Source organism: Polynucleobacter corsicus (genome assembly GCF_018688255.1).
Classification (GTDB): domain Bacteria; phylum Pseudomonadota; class Gammaproteobacteria; order Burkholderiales; family Burkholderiaceae; genus Polynucleobacter; species Polynucleobacter corsicus.
In genome coordinates, this window is record NZ_CP061314.1 from 671,489 (window position 1) to 697,962 (window position 26,474).

Genomic DNA, 26,474 nt, shown 5'->3' on the forward strand with positions numbered 1-26,474 from the left:
CATGATTGAAAACACCCCATCACAGTCTGGCGACGATTTGGCGAAGGCGTTTGCAAACGCAGGCGCAGCTGTCCGCCGGGCAAGCTTTGATGACTTGGGCGGTGCCTCAGCTACTACCTCTATGGCTAACGATATCGATTTAGTAATGGATGTGCCAGTTCAGGTTACTGTTGAGCTAGGTCGCGCTAAAATGCAAATACGCAACCTTTTGGCGCTTACCCAGGGCTCGGTGATTGAGTTGGATATCCATGCAGGAGATCCTTTGGAAGTAGTAGTCAATGGTTGCCTAGTCGCGCAAGGCGAGGTGGTAATCGTGAACGATCGTTATGGTATTCGTTTAACCGATATTGTTACCCCAGCGGAGCGCATTAGAAAAATTAACCGCTGAGGATTTAGATGGGTGAGAAGGCTGGCAACGGGCATTTAATCAACAGTACGTTTGGCAGAATCTCTCCCAAACCCCCCATTATCCAAATTGCATTATTTGGATTATTACTGAACTCTGCGTCTGTCTTTGCACAGGACGCTTCTCGAGCCTCCTCCTATCCGAGTGCCGGCGGTGGAAGTTTTATCTGGTTAACTTTAGTGACTTTAGTACTTGCCGCTATTTTAGTTGGCTTGGTCGCTTGGTTTGTCAAACGCAACTTACAGCTCGATGCTCCCAATTCAGCGATCCGCATTTTGGCAGCTCAGGGCTTGGGTCCACGTGAGCGGGTTGTAGTTGTTCAAGTTGCAGGGCGTGTTTACGTGCTGGGCCACACTCCCAATCAAATTAATCTCATATCCGAGCTAGAAGCTGCAGAAGTAGCTAACCTTCCAAAGATGACTAGCTATTCCCCGGACTTTGCTAAAAAGCTCTCAGATCTTCTCCGTAAGGACGGTAAATCATGAAGCGCCGTCACTATGCCTGGTTAGGGGCAGCACTATTGTTATTGGTCTCCGGGGCTGTATTTGCTCAATCCCTACCGCTGGTGACTAGTGGGGGAGGAAAAGGCGGAACTACCTATTCCATTCCAGTTCAAACCATCATTGCATTAACTGCCTTAAGTGTCTTGCCGGCAGCATTGATGTTGATGACAAGTTTTACGCGCATCTTGATTGTGTTCTCTTTGTTGCGGCAAGCGCTCGGCTTGCAAAGCATGCCGCCAAATATGGTCTTGATTGGCCTCTCATTTTTTCTCACTTTGTTTGTGATGAATCCTACTTTTGAGGCAATTTATCAAGATGCCTATTTGCCGTATACACAGCAGAAATTGAGTTTTGAGAAAGCAGTGGAAATTGGTGCAAAGCCGATTAAATCGTTCATGATCAAGCAAACCCGTCAAGAAGATCTGGCTGTGTTCGTCAGGCTTTATGACAAACCCATTGAGGCTAAGGAAGATGTGCCGATGACGGTGTTGATACCCGCTTTTGCAATTTCTGAAATCAAGACAGGCTTTTTAATTGGCTTCATGATTTATCTACCATTTATTGCGATTGACTTTGCGGTAGCCAGCATCTTGACCTCTTTGGGTATGGTGATGATTTCACCGATGATGTTCTCACTACCTTTGAAGTTGGTTATCTTTGCTTTGGCTGATGGCTGGGCTTTACTTGCCGCTTCCCTCATTGAGAGCTATAAGATCTTCTGATGGATACCGGCCTCATTATCGAATTAACCTTCCAGGCAATGCGTATGGCATTTGTCCTGGCAGGTCCAACCTTAATTGCGCTACTGATCGTGGGCTTGGTGATTGGTATTTTGCAGGCGGCTACCTCTGTAAATGAAAGCTCGGTCTCATTTGTGCCAAAGCTATTCGTGCTGGCAGTTGTCCTTTTGGTTGCCTTCCCTGTGAGCTTGGTGATCTTTATTGACTATATGCGCGAGATTATTATGCGCATCCCAACGATTCTGAATTAAGTCAATCTGAGAGCTAGCTTGGAATTTAGCGCCGATCTCATTCCTCAATTCGTTACCATTGTGATGCTCATTTCATTGCGCATCTTTGGTTTATTGGTTTCTGCGCCAATGTTTGCTTTCCGCTCTATGCCAATGCGTTTACGCGTCCTCTTGGCAGTAGTCATTGGGCTCTCGCTTGCACCGATGATTAAGCCTGATCCAGCCATACTTTCAGGCACTACCGTAACCTTTTTTGTAGCTGCCACCGAGTTGGCTATAGGTTTGATGGCTGGCTACGTTATCCGCCTTGGCCTAATGGTTTTTGATGTTTTATCTGAAACCTTGTCGATGTTGGCGGGCTTTAGCTTCGCCTCTACTGTAGGACGAGATCCTAATTTATCCTCGGGTTTGATGGGGGAGCTACTTCTGTTGACCGCAATCGCACTGGCTTTTGCGCTGAATATTCACCTGGTTTTATTTGAGATTGTTCTCACTAGCTTTAAAGCAGTTCCATTTGGCGCTTGGCCAAGTGCCTGGGATGCGCAAGCCATTATGGCTTTGGTAGTGAAAGCTTTTCAATTTGGCATGGTGATCAGCATGCCCGGGATTATTGTTTATTTGGTCTTCAATATGCTCCAGGCCATTTTAGGGCGAACGAGCCCCCAGTTGAACTTGTTCTCCGTTGGCTTTGCTGTGAGCGTTCCTATTGCCTTTTTATTGATCATGATCTTATTGCCCGATATGACGGCAATTGTGATTCGGGTTCTCCAAGGGCCAGTTGAGTTAGTTCGCCAGGGCCTCAATCCTGGCATGTAAAGGGGCTTAAATCGGGGTTGGCATTATTTACCGAGCCCTATCAAGCGCCCCTGCAATTTTTGCCGTTTTAACTATATTTATTAGAAATACCTGCTGGTAGTTAGTCTAAAAAATACCATAAGTCATTGATTAATATAGATATTAAAATATTTATCAATTCTGGCACGCCATTTGCATATTAAGAAGTGAAGTTGGGACATGTGTTCCAGCAAACTGAAAGTAATAGGCAAATGAGCTTGGTTCCACAATACGATCCGATCCAGTTTGGCGAGGCCGCACTCAAGTTGCGCAGCTTCCGTCAGGAGCTGCTCGCATCTAATTTGGTGAATTCAGACACTCCTGGCTATAAGGCTAGGGATATTCGCTTTGGCGAAGTGCTCAAACGCAACCTGAACGCTCAAGTACAGTCCACTGGCCTACCGATGTCAGTGAGCAATAGTCGTCATATGGTTGCTCAAGACCATACCGCAACCCCAGTTTTATACCGTAGCGCAGTACAACCTGCGATGGACGGCAATACCGTTGATCCCGATGTGGAAAGGGGTCAGTTCATGAAGAACTCTTTCTTTACGGAAGCCACATTAAATTTCTTAGGATCTGAGATTCGTACTCGTATCTCTGCAATTACAGGACAAGGACAATGAGCTTATTAGGCGCATTTGATATTGGTTCTAGCGGTCTCGTTGCGCAAGCAATGCGCTTGAACGTCACTGCATCTAACGTCGCCAATGCCGAGAGCGTTGCTGGCCCAGATGGCCGCACCTATCGCTCACGTCAAGTTCTATTTACTCCAACAAAAATCGAGAACGCCAAAAGTGTTGGAGTGCAAGTATCCGGAATTGTGGAGAGTGCAGAGCCATTGCGTATGGAATACAAGCCATACCACCCAATGGCCAATGCAAGCGGTTACGTAGAAATGCCAAACGTAAACCCCGTAGAAGAAATGGTGAACATGATCTCTGCATCACGTTCTTATCAGGCTAACGTGGAAATGATGAACACCACGCGTCAGCTGATGTTAAAGACACTCGATTTAGGCCGTTAACAAAGGAAATCACGATGGCAACTGTATCTAACTTAAGTCAAATCAAGCAGTACGATCCGCTGGCTACAGCCGCTAAGGCTGGAAATGACGTCACATCCACTAAGGATATGACGCAGAACTTCTTGAAGATGTTGACTACTCAGTTACGCAATCAAGATCCAATGAACCCAACTGATACAGCAAGTATGACTACACAGTTGGCTCAATTGAATATGGTTGATAGTATTAATCAAATGAAGGGCACGATGACTTCATTACTGTCACAGATTCAGTCTAGTGACTTTATGAACTACTCCTCATCCGTTGGGAAGTATGCAATGGCTGCTAGCAAATCACTCAGCTTTGATGGCAAGACGCCCATGAACTTAGGCGCACAGCTTGTAAATGATGTGAGCTCAGTTTTGGCGACGATTAGCGATGACAAGGGCAATGTGATTGCCAAGGAAATTTTGGGCGCACATTCTACTGGCATGGTTAACTTCTCATGGGATGGTACTGACAGTGATGGCAAGCCTGTAGCCGCTGGTAAATACAGCATCGCTCTAAGCGCACTAAGCACTGAAGGTGGCACTTTTACCCCAGATAGTTTTGTGGCTTCTATGGTTGCAGCGATTGGCAAAGATTCAAACAAAAACCCTCTATTGACATTAGCTGACGGCAGAGCAGTAGCGCCATCTGATATTGCTCAGTGGATTGCTTAAGCCTTAACGAATTACAGATTTAAAACAGAAAAAGAAACAGAAATATTCATTTATTGCAGTTGATACCTAAATTATCAAAAGGAACTTAAAACATGGCTAACTACACAATCGGCTTGGCTGGCTTACAAAACACTTCATTGGCTATTGATACGACTAGTAACAATATTGCTAATGCGAATACTGTTGGCTACAAAGCTGGCGATTATGTTTTTGCTGACCAGTATTTCAAGGCAGTAAACCCTTCTGACTCAAATCGAGTCGGCCAAGGCTCTGCGCGTCTTGCGGTTCGCCGTCCTTTAACTTATGGAACTATCAATAATTCTGCAAATCCTTTGGATATGGCAATTGGTGGTGATGGTTGGTTCCGTGTTTTAACCAATCCTGATGATCCAACATCTTTGAATTACACCCGTAACGGTCAGTTTGCCGTGGATAAAAACGGCTGGATCGTGAATGAAAATGGAATGTATTTAACTGGTTATCAGCCAAGTAAAGATGGCACAACATTAACTGACGATATTCGTGGTCTTGGCACTACTAACGGTAAGTTAAGAATGCCTGTTGATTATGCTAATGGAACACAAACATCCAATTCAAAAATTTCGGCTGTATTAGATTCACGTGAAAACGCCTTCGTTAAAGCGGGTGGCGTTGCTTTTGATCCAGCACAAAACACATTTAACTCAAAAACAACTCAAACTGTATTTGATTCCAATGGTGCCGCTCATACATTAGAGGTTTACTATCGTCGCATTACCGATAGCATGTTAAACATTACCTCCAATGCAACAGGTTACGTCTACACTCCTGGTCAAGCATCAGCTCCAAATACATTGTCTGATACACAAGTGGTCATTCCAGGAACATCTGCTTTGTCAGTGCAAACTCCTCCAATCACGACTGTGTTGGGTAAGGTAACTGGCCAAATGGTTAACGATGCTGGAAGCATTCTTTTTGATGCTGGCAAGGTTGCTGCGGCTGCTATACCTGCAGGAAGCAAGATTTTTATGAATGGCCGTGATACTGGCTTGACTGTAGCTGTCGGTGGCGGTAAGTTACTTGGGGCTTCACTCACAAGTTTGGCTACTGCCGGGGGCGCGATTGACATTCCAGCTAGTGCTGCATTTACTTTTTATCCTGCAGATGCTCCAGATACAGTTGCGTCAGCAACAGCAGCCGCAACTACTATTACCCTGACAACAGGATCCACTGATTTGGTTGGTAGAAGATTATTTACCGGATCCACTGATACTGGATTAACTGTAACTGCATATGATTCTGGCACTAAAGTTGCAACTTTGAGTGGTGGCATTCCGGCTACATTAACCAGCGCTTCAGTCACTTTCAAGAAAACCCTGGACATGACGTTGACTGCTCCAGACGGTACAGCAGTTGTAGTTCAAGGCACAACTAACATGACTGCATCTAATTCAATCTTGACAGCTGTTCGCGCAAACGTTGAAGCCTATGCAGCTATTGATGGCGTTTTCTATAACTACAATGATCCAAGTACAGTTTCCAATAAAGGTGCTGCAGCTGAAACTCAAGGCGCTGGTGGTTACCAAACTGTAGCGACTATGGGCTTCATCGGTGGCCGTAACATTGACTCATTGGTTACTGATAATGCTTCTGGCAAGCCAGTATTTAGCACAATCGCTAAATTGACTACTCGCGTGAGTAATGGTTCACAGCAAGGAACTAACATTCCTTTGATCTTCAACCTCGACTTATCTGATACACAGTTACAAGCTTCATCATTCCAGGTAAATCAAAGCGCTCAAAATGGTGAGCCACGCTCACAATTGGCAAGCGTCAGCATTGATGGCGACGGCACAATCGTTGGTGTTTACGGCAATGGTCGTAAATTAATCGCCGGTCAAATCGCTTTGGCACACTTTGATGCTTCCGAGCAATTGGTCCCAACTGGTGGCAACTCATTTGCCCCTAGCTACCGCTCTGGTACTGAAGGTGATAACGGTGTTCGCATCGGTCGCCCAGGTGAAGGCTCATTTGGTGCCATTAAGTCCAAAGCAGTTGAGCAGTCAAACGTTGATTTATCAAATGAACTCGTGAAATTGATGTTGTTGCAGCGTGTTTACTCTGCTAACTCACAAAGCTTGCGCGCCTTTGATCAAACAATGCAAGACACCATCCGCATGGTTGGTTAATCAATAGCAAATTGATATAGAAATTAGGTAAATATGTTAGATCGGTCAGCTTATATTTCCATGACGGGTGCCAAGCAGTCAATGCTGCAATTGGCTACCACGACTAACAATCTCGCGAACGCCCAGACCCCTGGGTTTCGTGAGATGTTTGCTGCATTTCGTGCTGCACCGATAGAGGGTCAAGGCGCAAGTTCTCGTGCTTTCGTAGTGGATACAACTCCCGGTACGGATTTCACGCCAGGCCCGATTCAAACTACAAGTAATCCCTTGGATGTTGCCATTCAAACGCGTGATGGTTTTTTTGCTGTTCGTCGTCCCGACGGCTCTGTTGCGTACACTAAAAACGGTCGTTTTAATATTGATGAGAAGGGCGTTCTTCGCCTTGGCGATAACGTGGTGTTAGGTCAAGAAGATGCAATCAATATCCCTGACTCAATTAAGCAGATCAGCATTTCTGACGATGGTTATATTTCATCTCAAATGATTGGTGTTACTACCTTTGATGAGGCAGCAAACACACCTTTTGATGAAATTGATCAATTACGATTAGTCAAAATTAATCCCAGTACTTTGATCCGAAGTGCAGATGGATTATTTGATGTTCCGGGGATGCTTCAGCCTAAGGCTGATGAAACCATTCGGGTAAAGCAGGGCGCTGTTGAGTTGAGTAACGTGAATCCGACTACAGCTATGGTTCAAATGATTGAGCAGAACAGAATGTTTGATTTGAATATGCGATTTATTCAGTCTGCCGATCAAAATGCAAAGTCAGCAAACTCCTTGATGTCTTTGTCACGCGGTTAAAGAATTAATTAAAAGAAAGAAGATTTCATTATGATGCGCTCACTGTGGATTGCTAAGACGGGTTTAGATGCTCAGCAGATGAACCTAGACACGATCGCCAATAACCTGGCTAACGCTTCAACCACCGCATTTAAGACATTACGTCCGATGTTCCAGGATTTAATGTATCAAACTATTCGTGAGCCAGGATCCTATACATTGACTCAAACCATGACTCCAGATGGCTTGCATTTAGGTTCTGGCGCTAAATTACAGGCTACTGAGCGCATCATGACTCAGGGCCCTTTGCTAACTACAGCAAATCCATTGGATGTAGCGATTAAGGGTAATGGCTATTTCCAGATTCAAATGCCTGACGGCACATTGGCATACACCCGTGACGGTGGTTTTACTACCAATCAAAACGGCACCATTGTCACGAATTCTGGATTTACTGTAGGTAATGGTATTACCATTCCACCGGGCGCAACATCTATCACCATCACTCCAGATGGTCTAGTTCAATACACAACACAAGACATTTCTAAAATTAATACTGCTGGCAGCCTCTTGGTTGCTAGTTTTATTAATCCAGATGGTTTGGTTGCTGCTGGTGGAAACTTATTCTTAGAGACTCCTGCATCTGGCACACCCCTAATAAATGTGCCTGGTACTAATGGTCTTGGCTCCATTATGCAAAATACACTTGAGCAATCTAACGTGAACGTAGCAGAGCAACTTGTTCAAATGATTGCAGCTCAGCGCCTTTATGAAATCCAGGCTCGTGCTATTACCGCTTCTGATCAAATGCTGCAAAAAATTGGACAACTATGATGCGTAAACTATTACTCATTATTGCTTCATTAGTGGCGCTTACCCAGTTGTGGGGTTGCGCTTCTTCAGCAAATCGTAAGCCTTTAGTTACTTCGGCCACTAGCGTTCGCCCCTCAGCTCCGGATGATCGCGCGTCCAATCCTGGCAGCTTATTTCCAGCAGTTCAAACCTCTATGACTGGTGTTTATAGACCATTGTTTGAAGATCGCCGTGCCCGTGCTGTGGGTGATACCCTCATTGTCATATTGAATGAGACAACTAGCGCTAGTAAAAATTCTGGGGCAATGGCCAAAAAGAATAGCGGAACAACAGTCAATGCTGGTGTGAATAACGTTGGCTTAGGTAATGTACCAATGAATCCATCAGGAAAAATTGGGCTTGGCGTAGATGGAGCAACTACATTCCAGGGGGATGGCGCTAGTTCAGCTGCTAATAGCTTTAATGGATTAATTACCGTAACTGTTTTAGAGGTTCTCTCTAATGGCAATATGGTAGTCGCTGGTGAAAAGCAGGTGGCTGTTGGATTTGAGGAAGAGATTATTCGCTTTGGTGGAACAGTTAATCCAAATAATTTACTAAACAATACTGTGTCTTCGGCGCAAGTCGCTGATGCCCGAATTGAGTATCGCGGCAAAGGCCTGACCGATGACGTACGTGAGCCAGGATGGTTTACGAAATTATTCTTCGGCTATGGCCCACTGTAAGGATGATGATGAAAAAAATTCTTATAACTTTTGCCGCTCTAATGCTTCAATTGGCTATTGGCAATTTTGCCCAAGCTGAAAGAATTCGTGAGATAGCTGACTTTACTGGTCAACGTACCAATCAATTGGTAGGCTACGGATTGGTAGTTGGCTTAGATGGTACGGGTGATTTAACCATCCAAACTCCATTTACTTTACAAAGTATTCGTCAGATGTTGTCTGCAATGGGCGTAACCATTCCTGAGAGTGATCGTTATAACAACCAAACTTGGCTGCGCAATATTGCAGCAGTAATGGTGACTGCCGATTTACCAGCTTATCCAAAACCAGGTCAAAAGATGGACGTTACGGTTTCTGCAATGGGTAGTTCACGTAGTCTAAAGGGCGGTACTTTAGTTATGACACCAATGCGTGGTGCTGATGGGCAAGTCTATGCTCAGGCGCAAGGCTCTTTGATTATTTCAGGCCATGGCGTTGCCAATCTCAATGCAAAACAGAATAATCATTTGTCGGCGGGGCGTATTCCTGCTGGTGGCTTAATTGAGAAGGGTATTCCAGCAGAAGAGAACAATACTTTTGTTGAGCTTAATTTGAAAAATAGTGATTTTTCTCTCATGCAAAGAACAACAGACGCGATTACCCGTCGTTTCGGTGCGAATATCGCAGTACCTATTGATGGTCGCTCAATGACAGTTCGCACTCCAGAAAATCCAGTTCAACGTATGAATTTTTTGGCAGCACTACAAGAGCTTGACATTCCTTTAGTTGCTGACTCAGCTAAAGTTGTTTTGAATTCAAGAACGGGCTCCGTTGTCATGAATCAAGGTGTGCGCTTGGGTTCTTTCGCAGCGGCGCATGGCAACCTTTCCTTACGAGTTGAGGTTCGTGCTGATCAATCTCGTTTGCTGAAGCAGCCACCACCCTTTACTGGTGAGGCGACAACCTTTACCTCTGTTGATAATCTGAATATTGACCGCGGCTCTGAGAATGCATTGAAATTCTCTGGTCCAAGCGTATCTCTTGAAGAGGTGGTGAAGGCATTAAATATGTTGGGTGCTACGCCACAGGATTTAATCGCCATTCTTCAAGCAATGAAATCTGCTGGTGCACTCAAAGCGGATATTGAAGTCATCTAAATATGTCAACGATTAATTCTTCTTCACCATGGGAGCTGGGCGCATCAACTAATAAGTTGGCTACCCCCGTTAATGCTGCTAATTATCGTGAGAAGGTTGAGGAGGCTGCTCGTGGATTTGAGACGACCCTTGTGCGTCAAATGCTCCGTGAAATGCGTAATTCTAGTTTTGACCCTGATAAGCAAAAATCAATTAACACTGGCTACACCGATATGGTTGACGATCAGGTTGCTGCCATGATTACTAAGGGCGATGGTCTTGGATTTGCAAAAAAAATGACAGAGCAATTACTCAGACAGGCTGACATTGCTGCGCAAATAAAGGCTAAAAACTAAAGTTTTACTCTAAATGTCCGTATGTAACTATGTAGTTATAGGCAGGGCAGTATAGGCAGCACTGTAAGACAGAAGTAAAACTCAGTTAACAGGGATATCGTGGGCGTAAACAACATTTCAATCATTAATTCAGCTTATTCCGCTCTTGAAGTGGCATCCGCTGGCATGACTGTCACCTCCCAAAACGTTGCTGGCTCATCAATAGATGGCTTCACGCGCCGCCAATCCAATTCAATCATCAGCCACCGAGCTTTAAATTCCTGGGATTTTGGTAACACTGCATTTTCTGTAGAAGGCTTTACCCGCTATACAGACAGATTATTAGATGCTCAACTACGAGAGCAAAAGAGCAAATCGAGCTTTACAGCAAGCCTACTCCAAACTGTAAAAGGTTTGGATACTTCTATGATGGATCCATCTAGCTCAATTGCTGAGGCGATGTCCAGCTTCTTTAATGCCGCCGGTACATTAGCCTCGAATACGAGTAGTACTACCAATATTCAAGACTTTGCTGCAAAGGCGACCCAGGTAGCAACGCGCATCAGTACATTTACTGAAACTATTAATCTATTGGGCGAAAGCACCAGATTAAATCTCACGGCAATTTTGGATGAAGCTAATGCAATTGCGCCAGCGCTAGCACGAATTAACTTAGATATCCTGACTGGCTCTGTACCTGGGAACGCAACTCCAGCTGCAGATGTTTTAGATGAGCGCGATCGCCTATTAACTCGCTTACAAGATCTACTCGGCGGAAAAACGATCATCCACACTGACGGTACTGCCACCTTCCAAATTGGTGGCATGGCACTTGTGGATGGCCAGGTGGCCAACCATTTTGTGAATACCGACGTCAGTACCAGCGCGTTTAACGTGCAACTTCAGTCTGAAAACATAGATCCGCGCTATTCCGATGGACGTAAGGTAAATATTGGCTATCTCTCTACTGAAGGCGCATCCCTCACCACGGTTACTGGGAGTGCCTATCAATCGGCGGCAAAAACTGCTTTCACGGGCGGTCAGGCAGGAGCAGCTTTTACCATCCTGACGGATTTCATACCGAAAATTCAGCGTCAAGTGAGTGCTATCGCCTTGGTTTTTGCTCGCGATGTGAATGCAGTAAAACAAAAAGATGACACCACAGGCATTACCCCGATATTTGGTTATAAAAATACAAGCACTTCTGGCCTAAGTGTGATTACAAATGCCTCTCCAGATTTAGGGTCTTACACGGTTAACCAGCTGGTAGATATGGCTGATCGTAAGTCGGCCAATTACAACCCCTTAATTGCCTCCATAGTGAATGGTGCCGCCTGGAATCCAGCCCTATTTGTTTCTAATATTAACTTTGGCTCTAATACTGTCTTATCTATTGACTCAACCGCAGCCAATGCGATTGAGAAGAGGCGCAATAGCTTTAGCACCCCCTTATCTTTGTTGACCAATAATGTGGCCTCAACAATCTCTTCTTGGAAGGCTCAAGATAAAGCCAATATATCGGTTGCCACTCAATTGCAAAATCGCAAGGAGTCAGTTTCTGGCGTGAACTTGGATGAAGAGGCAGCTAATTTAGTGAAATTCCAGCAACTATATGGTGCCGCAAGTAAGGTAATGCAAACTGCTAATCAAATGTTTGCTACTTTGTTGTCAGCAATGAATGCTGCTTAATAAAGAGAGATATTTATGAGAATTAGTAGCAATCAAATTTTTGACGCAGGTGTGCAATCCATTCAGGACCATGCTAGTGAAGCAGTTAGATTTCAGACTCAGATTTCATCTGGTAAAAAATATACCCAAGCCTCAGAAAACCCACAGGCTGTTTCCTTGGGCTTAAAACTGTCATTTGATAAAGCGCAATATGACATGTTTAAAACCAATCAAGAGTTAATGACCAATCGTCTGGATAACATCACCTCACAGTTGTCATCCATCTATGGCGCAATGGCCTCTTTGAAGCAGGTGGTAGTTCAGGCCCAGGGTGCTTCTGGCCAAAGTGATTTAGCTGCTTTGGCGCAGAAGGCAAAAAGTTTAAGTGACTCAGTTCTTCAATTTACCGCTGCTAGCGACTCATCCGGTCAGCCAATTTTGAAGCCCCTGAAAGATCCAGCTACAACTCAAGCCTTCGATACTGCTCTTGGTCAAGTACAAATTGAACCTGGTATCACCATTTCAGAGGGCATTAGTTTGTCAGAGAGTATCGGCGTTTATGTGTCAATTGCAGATCCGATTAAATATCCAGGTGTTTATTCTCCCGACGCTAGTAAGCCAGTGGCTGGTTATGTAAACGTACTGAAGGCTGTTAAAGACATTTCTGATGCGCTTACATCCGGTAACCAACCCACTTCAGCTCAGGTAGCTGCGCTTGATGCTGCGATTACTCAGGTAAAGGCTTCCCAGGTAAAGGCAGGTCTCAATAGTAAGCAGGTGAGTAGCGCCCAGGATTCAGTGGGCGGCAAACTTACTGACTTAGAAAATGCACGCGCAACTTTATTAGATACTGATATTGCTGAAGCTTCAGCAGGTTTAGCCCGCTCCCAAACACTTTTACAGGCTGCTCAGAGTATTTTTGCGAAAATGCAGTCTTCATCTCTTTTTGAAAAGCTTTAACGGCTACTAGGTTCATTATGAATTTAACAATCGGTTTACTTATCGCTTTAGCCTGTATTTTTGGTGGCTATCTTGGGGTGAGCTCTATGGGCGAGACATTCACGCTCACACTTGCGCTCAATGCACTTCACCACTTATGGCAGCCATGGGAATTCGTCATTATTATCGGCGCTGCATTTGGTGCAATGGTTGCTTCAAATAAGGGTAGAGTGCTGAAGAAAATTGGCGCCTCCATGAAGACCATTTTCATTCCAGATTCTGACGGCTTGGCAGTAAATTTAGAATTACTCTGCTTGATGTTTGAGTTGTTGCAAAAAGTCAATCGTCATGGCATGAAGTCTATTGAAGAGGATATTGAGGCGCCCTATACCAGCCCAATTTTTGCAAAATATCCTGACATAACAACTGACGCCCGCTTAACTGGATTCATTTCAGAGTACATGCGTATGATGCTCGGCGGATCAATGAACTTAGGTCAGTTTGAGAGTCTGATGGAGCAAGAGATTGAGGTTTTAGAAGAGGAATTGCGTGTTGCAGCTGACGCTGTTCATACTGTGGCTGACGGCTTACCCGCTTTTGGTATTGTGGCTGCGATTATGGGTGTGGTCATTGCCTTACAGTCAATTAATCAACCATCTATTGGCGAGAAGATTGCAGCTGCGATGGTTGGAACCTTCCTTGGTGTATTGCTCTCTTATTCTATTGTTACGCCACTGGCAAAGATTCTGGAACACAATGCCGACGTAGAGTTGCGCCCATACTCCTCTGTCAAAGCTATATTGCTAGCTTATTTAAATGATTTCCCACCTTTTGCTGCGGTAGAGTTTGGTCGTAAGGTGCTTTATTCTGATCAGCGACCATCATTCGATGATTTAGAGCTGCGCACTCGCGATATTCTTCGTAGCGGTAATCGCTAGTTCGATTTATTTTAAATTTTAAGAGTTGTCACTGTGCCGCTAGATCCTAAAGATCCACAACCTATCGTCTACGTCATGAGACGTGCGCGTAAGCGTCATAAAGTATCCCATGGGGGTCAATGGAAGATCGCCTACGCCGACTTTGTCACTGCGATGATGGTGTTCTTCTTAATTATGTGGATTGTGAGCATGATTCCACAAACACAAAAAGATAGCATTGCTGACTACTTTAAGGGGAATTCCAAGAATCAAGTTACCGATTCAACTGCCAACGCTATTGGTGATGATAAGTCAGACACTAAAGACGAGACAATCATTGATGATCTTGAAGAGGCAAAGCTATATCTTGAGCGCCTAAAAGAACTGCGAAGAGAAATTGAGGCTTTTATCAAAGACAATGCGGATTTAATGAAGAATAGCAATGATCTGCTGATTGAAGAAACGCCTGATGGCCTGACTATTACCTTGGCAGAAAATAAAAAGCCAATGTTCGTTCTGGGTAGTTCAACGCTAGAAGCAACTACTGCACAAGTGTTGCAAAAGTTAGGTAAGCCATTGTCATCTTCTCGCTTTAAGATCAAAGTGGAGGGGCACACCGATGCTTCTGCTTATCGTCCAGGCGCTACTTATACCAACTGGGAGCTCTCCGCGGATCGTGCAAATGCTGCAAGGCGCGAACTGCTCGCAGGTGGTTTGTCTGAGAGCAAGATCTCCCAAGTGATTGGCTATGCCGATAACAATCTATTTGTAAAAGATGATCCTCGCAATCCGCTCAATCGCCGGATTACGATTACTGCCTTTACACCTAAGGCAAAGGTATCTAATCCTAATTCGGAAAACGCAAAAGATATCGTCTTTAAAGTAGAGCCACCAAAAGGGGCTGCTCCAGCCAAACCTTAAAAATTCTTAAATAATTTTTAACACCATGAAAATTATTCTTGTTGCTTTACTCCTGCTTGCTGGATTGGTGCATGCCAGTCCTAGTGATGAAGAGATTGCTAAAGAAGTCATTAAAGAATCGATCGCCAACTACAAGGGTGTCTGCCCTTGCCCCTACAGCACCCACCCAGATGGTAGGCAGTGTGGTTATCGCAGTGTTTATTCATCCAAGAGTGCCTCCGCACCCATTTGCTACTCAATTACAGTTACTCCAAAGATGATTGAAGACTACAAGGATCGTTATAAACCCTAGAAAGCGCTTAGTTTTAATATTTAGAGGTATTATTTCCCGGTAAATTTAAGGAAATAGACGCTTGGCAGAAGAGAACGATAAGGACGAAGAGCGGTCGTTAGACCCCACCGAGCGGAGGCTTCAGAAAGCGCGTGAGGAGGGGCAGCTCCCTCAATCTAGAGACTTAACCACCTTTGCGATGTTGGCAGTTGTGCCCATGGCTTTTTTAGCATTTGGCCCACTCTTTATGGATCAAATGGTGCGCATGGTGAAGGGCGGCTTAACCTTTGGCGATCCTAATCGTATTTTGGACAACATTTTGCTTTGGGGTTCAGGTTCTCTCTTAACGTTTTGTGGCGTTCTCTTACTCATTGTGATTCCACTTTGGGTGATTTCCTTCTTGTCACCGTTAACCTTAGTAGCATTTAGGCCGTACTTTGTATTTAAATTCAATGGTAACCGCTTGGATCCCATTAGCGGCATGGGGCGCATGTTCTCGGTAAACACGCTCGTTGAGTTGCTTAAGAATATTTTCAAAGCCTCATTATTGCTATCGGTTGGCTTAACTTACATGATTGGGTTGTGGGGTAGTCTGACAATGATTGCTAATCAAGATATCAATGTTGCCTTTACGGAATCTTACAAATTGATTGTTTACGGCTTCCTTTTTTTATTGATGCCGATGATTTTGATTGCTTTTGGGGACACCTTCTTTCAGTGGTTTAACTTCCGCAAACAAATGCGTATGTCACAAGAAGAAATGAAGCAAGAGATTAAAGAGTCTGAGGGCTCTCCTGAGATGCGTGCAAGGATCCGTCAAAAACAAAGACAGCTTTCTACCTCAAGAATGATGGCGGCAATTGAAAAGGCAGACGTAGTGCTGGCCAACCCGGATCACTATTCAGTGGCTATTCGCTATGACCAGGAGAAGATGGCCGCTCCAGTAGTTGTGGCCAAAGGCTCGGATGATGTTGCGCTACGTATTCAGGATATTGCAAAAGATCATCAGGTGCCGATTGCGCGCATTCCACCGCTGGCACGTCTAATGTATTCGCGCCTAGAAATTGGTGAGGCTATTCCATTCCAGCTATTTGAGGCGGTTGCAAAAGTATTGGCTTGGGCTTATGAGATGAAGCAGGAGTCGGGCAGTCTTGATTTGCCAGATGTTGGACCGCTTCCAGAGTTAGAGCCAACAAAATTTCAGCGAGCTAGAGCTTAAATCCGGTTTTTATCTTCGGTTGGTGCAGCATTAGGAGCCACAATTTCCTCGCCGTCTTGAAGTGATTGATTGGCAGAGGGTGCGCTGGGTCGGCACACTTTATTAAACAGTATCTGATAAAAACTATTAGGCTCCACAGCGCGCCATTTGGCATAGGAGCTAGTGCTGATTAGCGGGAAACCGGGAATAGGGTATCCCTCACCCATTTCTTCAGTCATAAAGCTAAATGCAAGAGTTCTAATTTGAGAGTTCAGGCAGTTATTTTCTAGGAAAATTTTCTTAGAGCGGGTTACTTTGTTTCCAAGAGGAAGCGCTTTTTTATAGTTTTGTAGCGCCCAAACTTTAACGAGTTGACCCTCTGTTTGAATCGAGGCAGTGTCGAAGTAGACACCTTTTTCTTCATCAATTGCAGACCACTCTGCTGCCGCATTTAAGCTAGTCAGCGTTAAGGCGATTAGAAGGGTTAAGCGAACTTTTTTCATAGGCCATTGAGTCTGTTGGGGCTAATGGGTATTTTAGATTAAATCATTGCGGTCATGGGCTTTTCGTTACACTTAACAACAGCCTGAGCTCAATTGCAGGCCTAAATCCCTCTTAAATCTTGAATGACCCCAGCCAATACCTCTGAAGCGTCTGAAATTGAAATCACCCCTGAGTACCAGGAGGTCATCGACGCCATCGAGCGTCACGACCCTTATATCTTTGTGAGTGGTAAAGCGGGCACCGGTAAGACCACTTTAATTGGCTATCTGCGTGAGCATGTTCATGGCAATGTAGTGGTAGTTGCACCAACTGGCGTAGCAGCATTGCAGGTGAAGGGCGTCACAATTCATTCCTTCTTTCGCTTACCGCCTCGCTTGATCTTCCCTGAAGAAGATATCAAGCCTCTAAAAGATAAGCGTCTCTATAAAGATATCCGCCTACTCATCATTGATGAGATCTCGATGGTCAGAGTGGATGTAGTGGATGCAATTGATCTATTCCTACGCGCTAACGGACCTCAAAAGAATGAGCCCTTCGGTGGCATACAGGTGATGTTTGTAGGAGACTTGTTTCAGTTGCCTCCAGTTGTGTCTCAAGCAGATATGCAAGTGCTCTCTGAGCGCGGTTACGAAGGTCCTTACTTCTTTTGCGCTAATGCGCTACATCGAAAAGATGTCACGATGGTGGAGCTGTCTAAGATCTTCCGTCAAAAAGACGTCCACTTTGCAGGACTGCTCAATCAAATCCGTATTAATCAAGATATTGAAGAGGCGCTCAACACCTTAAATGCCGTCTGCTATGAAACTAAAAAAGAAGTTGATGAGCAAACCATTACGCTAACCACAACCAATGCCCGTGCAGATCAAATTAATGGCGCAGGATTACGCGCACTCACAACTGATGCCAAAGTGTATATGGGCAATTGCACTGGTAAGTTCAATGTGGATGATCGTAACCTGCCATCACCTAATCAGCTCACCCTCAAGGTGGGTGCCAAGGTCATGTTTACGGCAACCGATAGCAATTTCCCTAAGCGCTGGGTGAACGGCACAATTGGCGTCGTTCGCGAACTGCTGCCCAACACCGTGAAGGTAATGGTGCAAAACGGCCCTTACTCCAATACGGTGGAAGTCAAAGGGCATCAGTGGGAGTCCTATCGCTATGACCACGACATGATGTCTGGCAAGATCTCACCAAACATCATTGGCACCTTTGTGCAGATCCCACTCATGCTAGCTTGGGCTGTCACTATTCATAAGAGCCAAGGCAAGACTTTGGATAAGATCAAAGTAGACCTCTCCTCAGGAGCATTTGCCTCAGGGCAAGTTTATGTCGCCTTGAGTCGCTGCACCTCCATTGAGGGCATAACTCTCGAGCGCCCAATACAACCTAAGGATGTGAGCTGCGATCAAGAGGTGAAGCGTTTCTATTTGAACTGCTTGCCTAATTAAGCTGCTTTTGCCATTCTTTTAACGTTCTTTTGCTTCTCCGCTCGCTGCTTTTCTAGTACTTCACTGGCAATGAGTTTAAATTCACCCTCAACGAATCTTTTCAAAGCTTCACGCATTAGGGGTTGATAGCCCATATCGTATTTAGCACCTAAGAGCTTATAGGACTCAATCAAGTCCTGCTCCAGTCTGATGGAGATCATTTGTAGCCCTAGTGCTTCATCAATTTGAACGCCGATTTTCTTATCGACTGCCCTTGCATGCTTGAGGTCGCTACCTAGCTCACCACTTTCCCAAGCCTCAGCGGAATTGTCTATTTTTACTTTCTTACTTTTTGCGATCATCGCTTTCCTCGCTCTTGAGTTTTAATCTTTCGCCAATTTCATAAAAATGACATGTTTAGTAAGGTATTGATATTGTATTGTATATACAAATTTCTGTTGAATTTGGAGGAAATGCGCTTTTTAAGTAAATTAGCCCATCATCAAATATAAGAATCACTTTTATCAGAATTCCTCGATCGTTTTCTGAGATAAACCACTCTGTAGGCGGCTTAGTTTGGTGCTCAAGTCTATCATCTATCAAGTAAGAGCGAGTTCTATTAATAAAGCACTATTCAACATCTTTGCGAGTAATCTGGTGTTTGAAGGTTAACTTTTCCTCGATTACTGGGCTAATGACCAGATTTTTCATGCTCTTTTCCCTGTATTGTATATACAGATTTTATCAAAAGGGTGAGCTCAAAAGTGATTGGGTTTATTAACCCATGATTGAAAGAGTGCGATTTATTTAAAGGGTATTGAACAGTAGTGCCCCATTAAAATTTCTAGTGGCGCTACTCTGTTTTATCTAAATGAAAAAAGATCTTACTCAACACAATGAACTCGCTGACTCGAAGAGCGGCATTTCAAAGATGCTTCCTTCGGAGAGGGTGGCGCCTAGGGTGGGTTGGAGTGAAGGCTCAAAAGCCATCGCCAGGGACGGCGACGACTATTTACGTTTGGGTGATTTTCCGAATCTAGAGGATCAAGAGCTGGAGTGGTGAGCCGTTTAGAACCCCGCCGCCAATCCATCTCGACGATGATCGCTACCAGCAATGTAAGCGTCCTTAGTTTCTTCGCCTAATAAGGCAATGGCTTGAGCGCTACCAAAGTCCAAGCTATTAGCTGGCATAACCGTTACCTCATGCCCCATTGCTTTTAATACCTCGACTACTGCAGTAGGCATAGATGCTTCCGCAGTGAGCTTGCCCACATCATCAATTCTCCAGCGGGGTGCATCTGAGCAAGCCTGTGGATTGAGATATTCATCGACAAAGCGCATCACAAACTGAAGATGTCCCTGTGGCTGCATATTGCCACCCATCACACCAAATGCCATAGCTGGCTGACTACCTTTGGTGAGGAATGCGGGGATGATGGTGTGGAAAGGGCGCTTACCTGGAGCTACTTGATTCGGATGACCGTCGACCAAACTAAAGCTCATGCCGCGGTTATGGAAGGCAATGCCACCAGGAGCAACCACACCAGAGCCAAAGCCCTTAAAGTTGGACTGAATATAAGAAATTATCATGCCGGAATCATCGGCAGCGCACAGGTAAACAGTGCCGCCAGCATGTGGATCTCCAGCACCGTAGCTACCTGCTTGATTGTGATTAATCAGTGCAGCGCGGCTAGCTAAATAATCCCTGTCCAATAGAGCGCTTGTCGGCACCTTCATAGTGCTGGCATCGGATACATGAGCATAGGCGTCAGCAAAGGCCATACGCATCGCTTCTACCTGCAGATGAATACGCTGTGCAGAGTTGGCGGGATATTGTTTTACGTTGGCTGCTTGCAAAATACCGAGCGCTATCTGCGCCACAATGCCCGAGCCATTGGGAGGAATCTCATGCAAGGTGTAATCACCATAATCAAACGCTAAGGGCTCAACCCAGTCAGTTTGATTAGCAGCAAAATCGGCCATAGTGAAGCAGCCACCCGTGCTTTGAGCAAAGTCGACCATGCTTTGGGCTAACTTACCGGTGTAAAAAGATTCACCTTCAGTGTTGGCGATCTCGCGCAAGGTATTTGCTTGAGCAGGGTAGCGCCAGAGTTGGCCGGCAGTTGGCGCTTTGCCATCAATCAAAAACGATTCACTAAAACCAGGTTCATTTTTCAGAATCGGAATTGCTTCGCGCCATTGGCGCGCAATGACCGGTGAAACTGGGAAGCCGTTTTCAGCATAGTCAATGGCACGCTTAAAGAGTTGTGCAAAAGGCAGCTTGCCAAACTTACGAGATAACTCAATCCATCCTGAAACCATGCCTGGCACAGTCACAGTATTCCAGCCAATCAAATCCATGGCAGTTTTGCCAGAAAAATATTCTGGCGTCCAAGCGGCTGGGGCACGACCAGAGGCATTCATACCATGGAGTTTTTTACCATCCCAAATGAGTGCAAAGCCATCGCCACCAAGACCATTCATGGTGGGCTCCACCACGGTGAGTGTGATTGCTGTAGCTAAGGCTGCATCAACTGCATTGCCACCGTTTTGCAAAGCTTCAATGCCCGCTTGGGTTGCCAATGGCTGTGAGCTAGCAACTGCATTTTTAGCAAGGACTGGGGCACGAGCGCCACCAAAGGGAGGGGAAATCAACATGGATCTAATCTATTCATTAAATAGGGGTGAGCAAAAGGAAGTAGCAATTAGTCAATTTTAACGTTGGCTGATTTCACTGCCTTCTCCCACTTGGTATGCTCGCTTTGCGTGATCACAGTCAATTGTTCAGAGTTGGCAAATTGAGGATGGATACCCTGATTTGCAAGACGATTCTTAAAGTCGGGGTTAGTCAAAATCTTCCGAATTTCTCTTTCTATTCTTGCAACAATCGCCGGGGGCGTACCTTTGGGAGCAAAGATGGCATAGAGGTTTTCTACATCAAATTGTTTCATACCATCTTGGCCTAGGGTGGGGACATTCGGCATTAATGGCGAACGTTCAGGGGCGGCAATTGCAATGGGGCGCAACTTGCCACTTTGAATATGGGGCAAAGATGCGGTCACGCTATCAAACATCATGAGCGTATTACCAGCAATTAAATCTGGCAGGGCAAAAGCGCTACCTTTGTAAGGGATGTGGGTGCCAGCAGCACCAATCCGTTGTATGAACATGGTTGACTCAAGGTGAGAGAGACTGCCGTTACCTTGAGAGGCGTAATTAAAGTCTCCCTTTTTAGATTTAATAAAGGCAATGAGTTCAGGCAAATTCTTAGCAGGTACCGACGGGTTTACTACGATCAGATGCGGGATTGAGCCTACTAGCGCGATCGGTGCAAAGTCTTTGGTGAGATCGGCCGGTGGATTTTTGAAAAGTGCTTGAGAAATCGATTGATTGGTGAGGGCACTAAATAACAGGGTGTAGCCATCAGGAGCTGCCTTGGCAGCTGCCCCTAAAGCAATCATGCCACCAGCACCTGGTTTATTGTCAATGACCACTGGTTGACCTAAGGCCTCACCAAGAGGCACGCCTATTGATCTGGCAAATACGTCGGTAGAGCCACCAGCAGGAAAAGGCAGGATGGCGATGATCGGTTTCTTGGGCCAATCTCCCTCAGGCGCTGCCAAGGCGTTGCCGCACAGGATTGTTGTAAATATAAAGCCTAAGAGTGCATGGGCAGTTTTGCGCTTAAGAGGATTCATGTTGATATTCTTTAAATGATGAATAGCTTGTTTATGAAAATGCCGATCACTCAAGCTTAAAGCAGTAGTGATCAGGAAGATGGCTTCTTTGATGCTAAATCAGAAATTGGTGCTCACTATTAGTGCATGCCACCCCTTTTTGAGCTCATATCCCACATTGCATTGGAGTGAGTCATCTAGTTAAACAGGTGATACAAAATCGGAATGGCCACAGCACTGATGACGCCATTCATTCCCATAGCGAGACTGGCATAAGTCCCCGCCTCAGGATGAATGCTAAATGCACGTGAGGTGCCAATGCCATGCGCGCCAATGCCAATGGCAAACCCCCGTTGCCACCACGCTTTCATGCCCAATGCATTCAGAATAAAGGGCGCCAGAATAGCTCCGAGGATTCCGGTAGTCACCGCAAAGATGGCGGTCAGGGTTGGGGATACGCCGATACGTTCAGCAATACCCATAGCAATAGGTGCGGTAACTGATTTGGGGTACATGGCACCTGTAATGCTGGAATCAGCCCCTAACAATTTGGCGATGTTTACTGCGCCAATAATAGATACCAAGCCACCCGCAATTAAAGATGCCAGCAAGGGAAATGATCGACCCTTCAAGCTGCTTAAGCCTCTATAGATGGGTATGGCTAAAGAAACGGTTGCCGAGCCTAATAAGAAATGAATAAATTGCGCGCCTTCAAAGTAGGTGGAATAGGGCATTTCAACAAATTGAATGATGCTGGCTACCAGAATGATGGCAATTGCCACTGGATTAGCTAAAGGATTCTGTTTGGCAGCTTTATAAATTGAGAGGCCAACTTGATAGGCGGCCAAAGTAATAAAGAGGGCGAATAAAGGGCTGCCTGAGAGATAAACCCAAATCTCCACAATCGAATGTTTTTCGTTCATTGCCCAGTCTCTGTTGGCTTTGGGCTCAAAAAGCGAACAACTATCGCGCTGGTGGCAATAGTCAGAATCACGCTACCAACCAAGGCGCTGATGATTGCTAGGGCATTGGCCTTCAGTTGGGGTAAAAAAAGCACCACCCCAACGGCTGCCGGAACGAATAAGAGGCCAAGGTATTGGCTAAAGCCGTCAGCCACCAATGCGAGTTCAGGGTTAATCCCCTTGCGCAGTACCAGCCAAATAATGAGTAGGACCAAGCCAATGACAGGCCCTGGTAGTGTGGGTAGAGCAAACTTAGATACAAGCTCGCCTAGGCTTTGAAAGAGAAGGATTTGGACTAGGCCGGAGATCATGGCTTGATCTTACTGCTCTGCAATATATGTTGCAAAGCAATAAATTATTTCTTGGGTAAGATAAACACAACAAAAGCAGGGTCTTTATCTAAGAGATGGGACTTTAATACAAAAATACTATGGAGAGCGCTCATGGCCGACTTAAACGTCAACGGTAAGAAGTACCAGGTGGATGTTGATCCGGAAACCCCTTTATTGTGGGTAATCCGTGATCATGTTGGATTAACAGGTACTAAATATGGTTGCGGTGTAGGTCAGTGCGGTGCATGTACTGTTTTGTTTGATGGTCAGGCAATTCGGAGTTGTTCAATTCCGGTGAGTGCGGCTGCAGGTAGGAAGATTGAAACTATTGAGAGCTTAGAAAAAAATGGCCAGCTCTCTAAGGTTCAAAAAGCGTGGGTTGACAATCAGGTGCCGCAATGTGGTTACTGCCAGTCAGGCATGGTGATGGCAACTACGGCCCTATTGCGCAATACTCCAAAACCAACGGATGCGCAGATTGATGCCGCTGTAACGAATATCTGCCGCTGCGGAACCTTTCAACAAGTGCGTGATGCTATTCATGCTGTGAGCAAGGCATAAGGAGCAATCATGACTAAAACGATTAATACAAACACTACCAACACTTCACGTCGCCACTTTATTGTTGGCTCAAGTGCTATTGCAACTGGACTAGCAATTGGCTTTGACTTCTCTTTCATCTCATCAGCAAATGCTGCTATGGGGACTGGCACAACTGCCATGACTCCACTCGCAACACCAGAGATTGGTGTTTGGGTAGTGATTAAGCCAAACGATGACATCATTGTGCGTATCGTGCGCTCTGAGATGGGTCAAGGAACTATTACTGGCTTAGCCCAGATGGTTGCAGAAGAATTACAGTGCGACTGGAAAAAAGTATCTTATGAGTACCCATCTCCTGCAGAGAGCCTCAAGCGTAAGCAAGCATGGGGAAGTTACTCGACTGGCGGTAGTCGCGGTATTCGTACTTCTGAACAGTATGTTCGTAAGGGTGGAGCAGCTGCTCGCATCATGTTAGTTCAAGCTGCAGCCAATCAATGGAATGTCCCTGCATCTGAGTGCGTAGCTAAAGATAGCGTCATTACACACACACCATCTGGTCGTAAAACTACCTTTGGAAAAGTATCGGTTGCTGCATCTCAGTTGGAAGTGCCAAAGGAAATCGCTCTCAAAGATCCTAAAGAATGGACTGTGATTGGTAAGTCATTGAATCGTATTGATGGCACAGCTGACAAAGTCACTGGTAAGCAGATCTATGCCATTGATCTGAAGTTGCCTGGCATGTTGGTTGCCACTATTAAAGAGTCTCCTGTATTTGGCGGTAAGGTCAAAAGTTACGATGCCACCAAGGCTACCAGTATCAAAGGGGTGAAGAAGGTCATTCAGGTAAATGACTCTGCGATTGCCGTGGTTGCTGATACTTTCTGGCAGGCAAAGACTGGCTTAGATGCGGTCAATATTGTTTGGGATAACGGTAGCAACGGTGAGGTATCTAGTGCATCGATTAAGAAAATGCTAGAAGAGGGACTTACTGCCAATGAGACTTTTGTTGGCAATTCCAATGGTGATGCTAAAGAAGCGATTTCTAAAGCATCTAAAACGATTGAAGCAACCTATTTTTATCCATTCTTGAACCATGCGACTCTAGAGCCACAAACTGCGACTGCAAAGTGGACGCCGGATTCTTGCGAAGCTTGGGTTCCTACTCAAGATGCGGAAGCTACTCTTGCCGCAGTCATTGCAGCATCTGGTTTGCCAGCAGAAAAGTGTGATGCTTACAAAGTGAACCTTGGTGGTGGATTCGGTCGTCGTGGCGCCTTCCAGGATTACACAACTCAAGCTGTCAATATCGCTAAGCAAATGCCAGGCACGCCAATCAAATTGATTTGGACTCGTGAAGAGGATATGACACAAGGTCGCTATCACCCCGTCATGATGTGCAAGATGACCGCGGCGATTGATGACAAGAAAAATATTACTGGCTTAGATATGCGCTTGTCAGGCCAGTCTATTTTGGCGGCAGTGCGTCCAGCAGTAGTGGCAGCCAACAAAGGTAAAGATCCAGTAGTGTTTCAGGGACTAGATCCTGCGGGTGAACACGGCATTACTTATAGCATCCCGAATTTGATGGTGGATCACGCAATGCGCAATACGCATGTGCCACCGGGTTTCTGGCGTGGCGTGAACGTCAATCAAAATGCCGTATTTCTAGAAACCTTTATGGATGAGATGGCAGAAGCTACAGGTGTTGATGCTGTGGAATTCCGTCGCAAACATATGGAGAAATTCCCGCGTGCGATAGCCGTTCTCAATGCAGTAGCAGATGGCATTGGTTGGACTAAGCCTGCTAAGCCAGGTGTATTCCGCGGCGTTGCGCAAATGCGCTCATTCGGAAGCTATGTAGCTGCAGCTTGCGAGTTATCCGTAACCAATGGTAATGAGGTGAAAATTCATCGCATTGTGGCTGCAACGGATCCAGGTTATGTGGTCAACCCAGCTCAAGTTGCTCGTCAAGTTTCTGGTTCGTTTGTGTACGGTTTATCCGCTCTCTTTGAAGAAGAAATTACGATTGAGAAGGGCGCAGTTGTGCAGAAGAACTTTGACACCTTTAACTCCATTCGCCTGTCTCAGATGCCTAAAGTAGAGACGATCATCATTCAAGGTGGCGGTAAAGAGTGGGGCGGTGTTGGTGAGCCGACTATTGCCGTTGCGGCGCCAGCTGTTCTCAATGCGATCTACCGTGCAACAGGCAAGCGCTTGCGCACTGTTCCATTGAAAAACAGCGGTATTAAGTTGGTTTAATGGTGATGGGCAAGCGGGAATGAGACGAACGCTAGCAGCTTTATTGCTAGGGACCTCGACTCTTTTCCTGCCTTGTTTAGCGCACTCTCAAACTTGGACAGGGGATTCGATTGTGAATCCCCTGACTTCTTCTCCGGGGGATGCTGTGAAGGGGCGCTCGATTGTAGCTAGTCGTCAAGTCGGTTTATGTTTGCTATGTCACAGTGGACCATTTCCAGAAGAGCGCTTTCAGGGTAATCTGGCGCCAGACTTGGTAGCTAGTGTGGGTCAATCTACTCCAGCTCAATTGCGGGCTCGATTAGTTGATCCAGGCCGCTTGAATCCATCCAGCATCATGCCGGCGTACTATCGCACTACTGGGCTGAGTCGTGTGTCCCCCAAGTTCGTCGATCAGACTATTCTTACTAGCCAAGAGATAGAAGATGTTGTAGCTTTTTTAGTAAGCCTTCAATAACTAACTGAAATTACGAAAT

General features: G+C 45.5%; 31 protein-coding genes. 25 read left to right on the forward strand and 6 right to left on the reverse strand.

Features of this window, described 5'->3' with window-relative positions; all coding sequences use genetic code 11:
* The first annotated feature begins 1 nt into the window (after nucleotide 1).
* From fliN to C2747_RS03685, 20 genes are all read left to right on the forward strand, one after another.
* Entirely contained in the window at nucleotides 2-388 is a 387-nt protein-coding gene (fliN, locus tag C2747_RS03590; RefSeq protein WP_215332491.1) for a flagellar motor switch protein FliN, read from the forward strand.
* An 8-nt stretch (nucleotides 389-396) separates the two neighbouring features.
* Entirely contained in the window at nucleotides 397-891 is a 495-nt protein-coding gene (gene fliO, locus C2747_RS03595) for a flagellar biosynthetic protein FliO (protein WP_215332492.1), read from the forward strand.
* A complete protein-coding gene (gene fliP / locus C2747_RS03600; RefSeq protein ID WP_215332493.1) occupies nucleotides 888-1,631 on the forward strand; it encodes a flagellar type III secretion system pore protein FliP in 744 nt (247 codons plus the stop codon). The genes fliO and fliP overlap by 4 nt, the downstream gene beginning before the upstream one ends.
* Complete coding sequence (locus C2747_RS03605) at nucleotides 1,631-1,900, forward strand: flagellar biosynthetic protein FliQ (RefSeq protein WP_215332494.1); 270 nt, start codon at nucleotides 1,631-1,633, stop codon at nucleotides 1,898-1,900. Before fliP ends, C2747_RS03605 begins: the two co-directional genes overlap by 1 nt.
* Nucleotides 1,901-1,918: 18 nt before the next feature.
* Entirely contained in the window at nucleotides 1,919-2,695 is a 777-nt protein-coding gene (locus C2747_RS03610) for a flagellar biosynthetic protein FliR (protein WP_215332496.1), read from the forward strand.
* A gap of 230 nt (nucleotides 2,696-2,925) precedes the next feature.
* Nucleotides 2,926-3,339, forward strand: coding sequence for a flagellar basal body rod protein FlgB (gene flgB / locus C2747_RS03615; RefSeq protein WP_251374814.1), 414 nt, complete (start codon nucleotides 2,926-2,928; stop codon nucleotides 3,337-3,339).
* Nucleotides 3,336-3,740 (forward strand): flagellar basal body rod protein FlgC, encoded by a 405-nt coding sequence (gene flgC, locus C2747_RS03620; RefSeq protein WP_215332498.1) that lies wholly within the window; start codon nucleotides 3,336-3,338, stop codon nucleotides 3,738-3,740. Before flgB ends, flgC begins: the two co-directional genes overlap by 4 nt.
* 14 nt (nucleotides 3,741-3,754) lie before the next feature.
* The gene (locus C2747_RS03625) at nucleotides 3,755-4,441 is read left to right on the forward strand and encodes a flagellar hook assembly protein FlgD (protein ID WP_215332500.1); all 687 of its coding nucleotides are present in this window, start codon (nucleotides 3,755-3,757) and stop codon (nucleotides 4,439-4,441) included.
* A 92-nt stretch (nucleotides 4,442-4,533) separates the two neighbouring features.
* Complete coding sequence (locus tag C2747_RS03630) at nucleotides 4,534-6,609, forward strand: flagellar hook-basal body complex protein (RefSeq protein ID WP_215332502.1); 2,076 nt, start codon at nucleotides 4,534-4,536, stop codon at nucleotides 6,607-6,609.
* 33 nt (nucleotides 6,610-6,642) lie between these two features.
* Nucleotides 6,643-7,413, forward strand: a complete 771-nt coding sequence (locus C2747_RS03635) for a flagellar basal body rod protein FlgF (protein ID WP_215332504.1) — start codon at nucleotides 6,643-6,645, stop codon at nucleotides 7,411-7,413.
* Between the two features lie 30 nt (nucleotides 7,414-7,443).
* Nucleotides 7,444-8,226: a flagellar basal-body rod protein FlgG gene (gene flgG, locus C2747_RS03640; protein WP_215332506.1), complete on the forward strand. Its 783-nt coding sequence runs from the start codon at nucleotides 7,444-7,446 to the stop codon at nucleotides 8,224-8,226.
* Nucleotides 8,223-8,930 carry a flagellar basal body L-ring protein FlgH gene (locus C2747_RS03645; RefSeq protein ID WP_215332508.1) on the forward strand — a complete coding sequence of 236 codons (708 nt, stop codon included), beginning with the start codon at nucleotides 8,223-8,225 and terminating at the stop codon, nucleotides 8,928-8,930. The genes flgG and C2747_RS03645 overlap by 4 nt, the downstream gene beginning before the upstream one ends.
* 8 nt (nucleotides 8,931-8,938) lie before the next feature.
* Entirely contained in the window at nucleotides 8,939-10,066 is a 1,128-nt protein-coding gene (locus C2747_RS03650; RefSeq protein WP_215332510.1) for a flagellar basal body P-ring protein FlgI, read from the forward strand.
* A 2-nt stretch (nucleotides 10,067-10,068) separates the two neighbouring features.
* Nucleotides 10,069-10,401 carry a rod-binding protein gene (locus tag C2747_RS03655; RefSeq protein WP_215332512.1) on the forward strand — a complete coding sequence of 111 codons (333 nt, stop codon included), beginning with the start codon at nucleotides 10,069-10,071 and terminating at the stop codon, nucleotides 10,399-10,401.
* Between the two features lie 99 nt (nucleotides 10,402-10,500).
* The gene (flgK, locus tag C2747_RS03660) at nucleotides 10,501-12,069 is read left to right on the forward strand and encodes a flagellar hook-associated protein FlgK (protein WP_215332514.1); all 1,569 of its coding nucleotides are present in this window, start codon (nucleotides 10,501-10,503) and stop codon (nucleotides 12,067-12,069) included.
* A gap of 15 nt (nucleotides 12,070-12,084) precedes the next feature.
* Entirely contained in the window at nucleotides 12,085-13,008 is a 924-nt protein-coding gene (locus C2747_RS03665) for a flagellin (protein ID WP_215332516.1), read from the forward strand.
* 17 nt (nucleotides 13,009-13,025) lie between these two features.
* Nucleotides 13,026-13,925 carry a flagellar motor stator protein MotA gene (gene motA, locus C2747_RS03670; RefSeq protein WP_215332518.1) on the forward strand — a complete coding sequence of 300 codons (900 nt, stop codon included), beginning with the start codon at nucleotides 13,026-13,028 and terminating at the stop codon, nucleotides 13,923-13,925.
* Nucleotides 13,926-13,958: 33 nt separating this feature from the next.
* The gene (locus tag C2747_RS03675) at nucleotides 13,959-14,825 is read left to right on the forward strand and encodes a flagellar motor protein MotB (RefSeq protein ID WP_215332520.1); all 867 of its coding nucleotides are present in this window, start codon (nucleotides 13,959-13,961) and stop codon (nucleotides 14,823-14,825) included.
* Nucleotides 14,826-14,850: 25 nt separating this feature from the next.
* Complete coding sequence (locus C2747_RS03680) at nucleotides 14,851-15,117, forward strand: hypothetical protein (protein WP_215332521.1); 267 nt, start codon at nucleotides 14,851-14,853, stop codon at nucleotides 15,115-15,117.
* Between the two features lie 61 nt (nucleotides 15,118-15,178).
* A complete protein-coding gene (locus C2747_RS03685; RefSeq protein WP_215332522.1) occupies nucleotides 15,179-16,315 on the forward strand; it encodes an EscU/YscU/HrcU family type III secretion system export apparatus switch protein in 1,137 nt (378 codons plus the stop codon).
* Here C2747_RS03685 and C2747_RS03690 read toward each other — a convergent pair.
* A complete protein-coding gene (locus C2747_RS03690) occupies nucleotides 16,312-16,797 on the reverse strand; it encodes a surface-adhesin E family protein (RefSeq protein ID WP_215332523.1) in 486 nt (161 codons plus the stop codon). The two genes, C2747_RS03685 and C2747_RS03690, sit on opposite strands and share 4 nt — an antisense overlap.
* Nucleotides 16,798-16,920: 123 nt before the next feature.
* Here C2747_RS03690 and C2747_RS03695 point away from each other — a divergent pair, with 123 nt between their 5' ends.
* Nucleotides 16,921-18,249: an ATP-dependent DNA helicase gene (locus tag C2747_RS03695; protein WP_215332524.1), complete on the forward strand. Its 1,329-nt coding sequence runs from the start codon at nucleotides 16,921-16,923 to the stop codon at nucleotides 18,247-18,249.
* Here C2747_RS03695 and C2747_RS03700 read toward each other — a convergent pair.
* The gene (locus C2747_RS03700) at nucleotides 18,246-18,590 is read right to left on the reverse strand and encodes a BrnA antitoxin family protein (RefSeq protein ID WP_215332525.1); all 345 of its coding nucleotides are present in this window, start codon (nucleotides 18,588-18,590) and stop codon (nucleotides 18,246-18,248) included. The two genes, C2747_RS03695 and C2747_RS03700, sit on opposite strands and share 4 nt — an antisense overlap.
* A gap of 509 nt (nucleotides 18,591-19,099) precedes the next feature.
* Here C2747_RS03700 and C2747_RS03705 point away from each other — a divergent pair.
* Nucleotides 19,100-19,291, forward strand: a complete 192-nt coding sequence (locus tag C2747_RS03705) for an AbrB/MazE/SpoVT family DNA-binding domain-containing protein (protein WP_215332526.1) — start codon at nucleotides 19,100-19,102, stop codon at nucleotides 19,289-19,291.
* 5 nt (nucleotides 19,292-19,296) lie between these two features.
* Here the strand turns inward: C2747_RS03705 and C2747_RS03710 are convergent, their stop codons facing one another.
* The 4 genes from C2747_RS03710 to C2747_RS03725 all read right to left on the reverse strand — a co-directional run bounded on the left by C2747_RS03710 (nucleotide 19,297) and on the right by C2747_RS03725 (nucleotide 23,178).
* On the reverse strand, nucleotides 19,297-20,886 hold the full coding sequence (locus C2747_RS03710; protein WP_215332527.1) for a gamma-glutamyltransferase family protein: 1,590 nt from the start codon (nucleotides 20,884-20,886) through the stop codon (nucleotides 19,297-19,299).
* A 47-nt stretch (nucleotides 20,887-20,933) separates the two neighbouring features.
* Nucleotides 20,934-21,926: a Bug family tripartite tricarboxylate transporter substrate binding protein gene (locus C2747_RS03715; protein WP_215332530.1), complete on the reverse strand. Its 993-nt coding sequence runs from the start codon at nucleotides 21,924-21,926 to the stop codon at nucleotides 20,934-20,936.
* Nucleotides 21,927-22,102: 176 nt separating this feature from the next.
* Complete coding sequence (locus C2747_RS03720; protein WP_215332532.1) at nucleotides 22,103-22,828, reverse strand: LrgB family protein; 726 nt, start codon at nucleotides 22,826-22,828, stop codon at nucleotides 22,103-22,105.
* On the reverse strand, nucleotides 22,825-23,178 hold the full coding sequence (locus C2747_RS03725) for a CidA/LrgA family protein (protein ID WP_215332535.1): 354 nt from the start codon (nucleotides 23,176-23,178) through the stop codon (nucleotides 22,825-22,827). Before C2747_RS03725 ends, C2747_RS03720 begins: the two co-directional genes overlap by 4 nt.
* Nucleotides 23,179-23,310: 132 nt before the next feature.
* Here C2747_RS03725 and C2747_RS03730 point away from each other — a divergent pair, with 132 nt between their 5' ends.
* The 3 genes from C2747_RS03730 to soxX are packed head-to-tail and all read left to right on the forward strand — an operon-like array spanning nucleotide 23,311 to nucleotide 26,455.
* Entirely contained in the window at nucleotides 23,311-23,760 is a 450-nt protein-coding gene (locus tag C2747_RS03730; protein ID WP_215332537.1) for a (2Fe-2S)-binding protein, read from the forward strand.
* A gap of 9 nt (nucleotides 23,761-23,769) precedes the next feature.
* Nucleotides 23,770-26,001, forward strand: a complete 2,232-nt coding sequence (locus tag C2747_RS03735) for a xanthine dehydrogenase family protein molybdopterin-binding subunit (RefSeq protein WP_215332540.1) — start codon at nucleotides 23,770-23,772, stop codon at nucleotides 25,999-26,001.
* 19 nt (nucleotides 26,002-26,020) lie between these two features.
* A complete protein-coding gene (gene soxX / locus C2747_RS03740; protein ID WP_215332543.1) occupies nucleotides 26,021-26,455 on the forward strand; it encodes a sulfur oxidation c-type cytochrome SoxX in 435 nt (144 codons plus the stop codon).
* Nucleotides 26,456-26,474: the final 19 nt, after the last annotated feature.